This window comes from Nitrospirota bacterium, assembly GCA_040755395.1.
Taxonomy (GTDB): Bacteria; Nitrospirota; Nitrospiria; order Nitrospirales; family Nitrospiraceae; genus DATLZU01.
Genome location: JBFMAX010000018.1, coordinates 52779 through 57411 on the forward strand (window position 1 = coordinate 52779; position 4633 = coordinate 57411).

Annotated in this window: 5 protein-coding genes; all 5 read left to right on the forward strand. The window is 65.2% G+C overall.

The window, feature by feature from the left end; translation table 11 throughout:
- A partial coding sequence (locus AB1555_18395; protein MEW6248659.1) for a hypothetical protein occupies positions 1 to 186 on the forward strand: 186 nt, incomplete at its 5' end.
- 54 nt (positions 187 to 240) lie between these two features.
- Entirely contained in the window at positions 241 to 948 is a 708-nt protein-coding gene (locus AB1555_18400; protein MEW6248660.1) for a hypothetical protein, read from the forward strand.
- A 155-nt stretch (positions 949 to 1103) separates the two neighbouring features.
- On the forward strand, positions 1104 to 2420 hold the full coding sequence (locus AB1555_18405; GenBank protein MEW6248661.1) for an ABC transporter substrate-binding protein: 1317 nt from the start codon (positions 1104 to 1106) through the stop codon (positions 2418 to 2420).
- A complete protein-coding gene (locus AB1555_18410; GenBank protein MEW6248662.1) occupies positions 2417 to 3328 on the forward strand; it encodes a sugar ABC transporter permease in 912 nt (303 codons plus the stop codon). The genes AB1555_18405 and AB1555_18410 overlap by 4 nt, the downstream gene beginning before the upstream one ends.
- A 136-nt stretch (positions 3329 to 3464) precedes the next feature.
- Complete coding sequence (locus AB1555_18415; protein MEW6248663.1) at positions 3465 to 4319, forward strand: carbohydrate ABC transporter permease; 855 nt, start codon at positions 3465 to 3467, stop codon at positions 4317 to 4319.
- Positions 4320 to 4633 lie beyond the last annotated feature (314 nt).

A 4633-nucleotide genomic window follows, 5' to 3' on the forward strand; every position in this document is an offset into this window, starting at 1 on the left:
ATAGCCGGCGGCCCGAGCGAAGCTTGGCATATCGCACAGACAACGGCAAAGAGCGGGTTGAAGACTCTATCCGCCGGCGTCAATGACGATAAAGCGATAAAGAGCCGGCGGCCCGAGCGAAGCTTGGCATATCGCACAGACAACGGCAAAGAGCGGGTTGAAGACTCTATCCGCCGGCGTCAATGACGATAAAGCGATAAAGAGCCGGCGGCCCGAGCGAAGCTTGGTTTGGAGGCGACCATGAAAGACTTTTGGGAAAAGGCTTTGTTGCAGCCGTTGGAACTGTTGGGCCGTCAGGTGTTGGGCGTGCTCCCCAACATTCTTGCGATGACCATCATTCTGTTGGGGGGCTTGCTGGTCGCCTGGGGCGTCAGCCATCTCATCGAACGGGTGCTGCGGGTGGTCGGGCTGGATCACCTGTGCAACCGGATCGGCGTCAGCGCGGCCCTGCTCCGCGGCGGCGTGAAGACGGACCCGTCGCGCCTCGTCGGGCGCGCCGCCTACTGGCTGATCGTGATTTTCTCGACCATGGCGGCGTTGGGGGCTTTGAATCTGCAGCCGATCAACCAGTTCGCCAAATCGTTCCTGGCCTATGTCCCGCACTTATTCACGGCGGCGGTGATCCTCGTGGCCGGATATCTCCTGTCCAACTTCATTTCGCAAGCCGTGCTGATCGCCGCCGTCAACGCCGGGCTTCCGCCGGCGCGGCTGGTGGCGGCCTGCTCGCGTTGGGGGGTTCAACTGCTCGCCGTCGCCATGGCGTTGGAGCAACTCGGCATCGCCCAGAACATCGTGGTGGTGGGCTTCGGGATCACGCTGGGCGGCGTGGTGATGGCCGCGGCGATCGCCTTCGGGCTGGGCGCCAAGGATCTCGCCAAGGAATTTCTGGAGCGTCGCCTGTCGAACCGGTTCAAAGACCGAGCGCCGGATGACCTCAGACACCTGTGACCCGTAATCCGTAATCCGTAACCCGTGATGCGTGAAGCGTGATGGGTGGAAGCGGGACACGCGCGACTTGCGCGAAATGTCGGAAGGCAGATTGCCCGTCGCGCGTTTCGCGCCTTTCGCGCTCGTCCCGCCGGGACCAATTGCATCCGGGAGCAATGGGTGCCCGCCGGTTGATGAAGATCCTGGCGATCGCGTGGGGCGTGTGTCTCTCTGTCGCGGTCTCCGCCTGCGCCCAGGCTTCTCCGCCCGATTCGGGGACAACGCTCGTCTTCAAACACGGAAAGCTGGCCGCCCGGCCCGGGGCGATCGCCGCGATCCTGCGCGAGTTCGAGCGCCGGCATCCCGGCGTCACCGTGCGGGAAGAGGTGTTGCCCAGCGCCTCGGATCAGCAGCATCAATTCTACGCCGTCAATCTCGAAAGCCGGAGCCCGGGGTTCGATCTCCTGGCCGCAGACATCATCTGGGTGCAGGAGTTCGCGAGGGCCGGCTGGATTCGCGACCTGGACGACGTCGTCCCGCCCGCGGAACGCCGGGAGTTTTTCCCCGCCGCCGTCCAGGCGGCGACGTTCGAAGGACGCCTCTACGCAGCGCCCTGGTACGTGGATGCGGGCGTCCTGTTCTATCGTCGCGACCTGCTCGAGCGGCACGGCTTCGTGCCGCCCCGCACCTGGCCCGAACTGGCTCGCACAGCCCGCGCGATTCTCGACCGGGAACGGGACCCGACGTTGAAGGGATTCGTCTGGCAGGGTAAACAGTACGAAGGCCTCGTCTGCACGGCGTTGGAATTTATCCGGAGTCACGGCGGGGACCTGCCTGCGGGCGACGAGGCCGCGATCGTCGAAGCCCTGACCTTCATGCGTTCACTGATCACCGAAGGGATCTCGCCGCTGTCGGTGGTGACGTCGGACGAGGAAGCCACCCGACACCAATTCGGCGCCGGCCACGCCGTCTTCATGCGCAATTGGCCCTATGCCTGGACGCTCTTCCAACGGGAAGACGCTCCCCTGCGCGGCAAGATCGGCTTGGCGCCCCTGCCCTCGGCTCCGGGACAGACCTCATCCCCCGTCTTGGGCGGATGGATGCTGGCCATCCCGGCGAGGACGGCTCACGCGAAGGAGGCGGGCCAACTGCTCCGGTATCTCACGAGCCCGGAGATTCAGGAGACCATCGCGAAAGAGATCGGGTACAACCCGACCCGGCCGGCTCTGTACCGGCGCGGGTCCCAGCCCCGCCATGGGCCCCGGCTCGAAGACCTGTATCCTGTGCTGGAAGCGGCCAGGCCCCGTCCGGTCACGCCCTATTACCTGATGCTGTCCCAGGCCTGGCAGCCGGAACTGAGCGCGGCTCTGGTCGGGATCAAGTCGGTGCCGACGGCCCTGGCGGCTCTCCGACGGCAAACCGCGTACATTCTCTCGCTCGAGGAGCACCGGCCGGTCTCGGCTTCCACGGCGGATGGGCGGCGGAAGTCGTGACGGCGAGGCGCTCGGCCCGAGAGCGGGCGACGATACCGGATTCTGTGTGGGGATACCTGTGCGCAGCCCCAGCCGTTCTGCTCTTGGCGGCGCTGGCCCTGGGCCCGATCATCGCCGCCATCGGCCTGAGCCTCCAGCGGCGCCTCCCGATCTTCGGCCTTCACGAGTTCGTCGGTTTCGCCAACTACCTCCGGCTGATCGAAGACGACCGGTTCTGGTCCGCCTGCCGGGTCACGTTGTACTTTACCGGCGTCTCGGTCGCGGCCGAACTGGCGCTCGGGTTGGCAATCGCGCTGCTGTTGGATCGAATCGGGACCAGGCACCCCTGGCTGCAGGCGATCGTGCTGATTCCGTGGGCCGTGCCGACGGTCGTTTCCGCCCGCATGTGGGACTGGCTCTATCAGCTCGACCACGGGTTGATCAATTATCTGTTGACGGGTGCGGCTCTGGTCCGGCATCCCGTCAACTGGGTCGGCGATCCGGGTTGGGCGATCCATGCCGCGATCGCCATGGATGTGTGGAAAGCGACGCCCTTCGCGGCCTTGTTGCTCCTGGCCGGGTTGAAGGCGATCCCTCCAGACCTCTATCGCGCCGCGCGCGCCGACGGCGCGGGAGCCTGGGCGATCTTCCGCCGCATCACGCTGCCGCTCCTTGCGCCGACGATCCTGATCGTGGTGGTGTTCCGTTCCTTGGACGCGTTCCGCGTCTTCGACGCGGTCTATGTCCTGACCGGCGGCGGACCCGGCAACAGCACCGAGACCCTGTCCATCTACGCCTACAAAACCTTGTTTCAGACCTTGCAGTTCGGCTATGGATCCGCGTTGGCCTGCGCGATGTTCGGGCTCATGCTGGTCATGATCGGTGGATACCTGTTTCTCCTCCGGCGCCGGCTCAGGGAGGCGGGATAAGCTGACGGGGTAAGGGGTAAAGGGTGAAGCGTGACGCGTGGAAGCGCGACGAGCGGGAATGGCGAGACAAGCGAGACTCGCATGTCGCGCGAGTCCAGCTCGTTGCGCAATGCGATTGACGGTTGACGGTCGACCCATGACGACAAAGATTGATTGGCGCACACCCTTACCGGCCGGTGCCGGACCGGCGACGCGGGGAGTCCTTCTCGCGCTGGTCGTCCTGTTTTGTCTCGGCCCGGTCCTGTGGCAGGTCATCACCTCGGTAAAACCGGACGCCGATCTCCTCCGGCTGCCTCCGCTCCTGCCGGAGCATCCGACCTCAGTCCATTATCGTCTGGTGCTGGGCCATTCGCAGTTGGACAGGAACCTGCTCAACAGCGCGATCGTGGCCGCGAGCGCGACGGCCCTCGCCGTGGGACTCGGCGCCTTGTGCGCCTTCGCGGTGGCCCGACTGCCGATCAAGGGAAAGCCGGCCGTCCTCGGGCTCGCCCTCTCGATCTCGATGTTCCCGCCCATCGCGGCGATCAGCCCGTTGTACCTGCTGGTGCGGGAACTGGGGCTCCGGGACACGCTGACGGCGCTGATTCTGACTCACACCGCCTTCGCCCTGCCGTTGGCCGTGTGGATACTGGCCGGCGTCTTCCGGCAGATTCCGGTGGAACTCTATTGGGCCGCCCGCGTGGATGGATGCGGCCCCGTGCGCGCTTTGGTCTCGGTCATCCTGCCGCCGGCGCTGCCGGGCGTGGCGGTGGCGGGGCTGCTCGTGTTCATCTATTCCTGGAACGAGTTCATGTTCGCCCTGACGCTCTCCGCAACCGACGCTTCGCGCACGGCGCCGGTCGCCATCGCGCTGTTCCCCGGCCTGCACGAAACGCCGTGGGGCGAGATGGCCGCCGCCACCATCCTCGTCACGGCGCCCATCGTCCTGCTCGCGCTGGTCTTCCAGCGCCAGGTCGTGGCCGGTCTCACGGCGGGCAGCGTCAAGGGATGACCTCGCCTGGGCACTCGAACAACCGGAGCGACCCGCCCACTCACACAGATCGCCCACCTCGGCTTGACTCTCAACAGAACCGGTTTATACGATTTTTGTAATTCGTCCGTGCGGGCATAGGTACCTGTGGTACGCGATGTTCTATCGGATTATTTCGCCGTTGAAATCTTGGTGGAGCCGACTCAGGGTCCAGCAGAAGCTCTGGCTCATCCTCATGGTGTGTTTTGTCCCCGTCCTCGTCGCGCTGGCCGTCCACCTCGCCTTCGTGAATCATCTGCTGGATCTGCAAGAGAAGCGGCATCGGGTCCAACTCG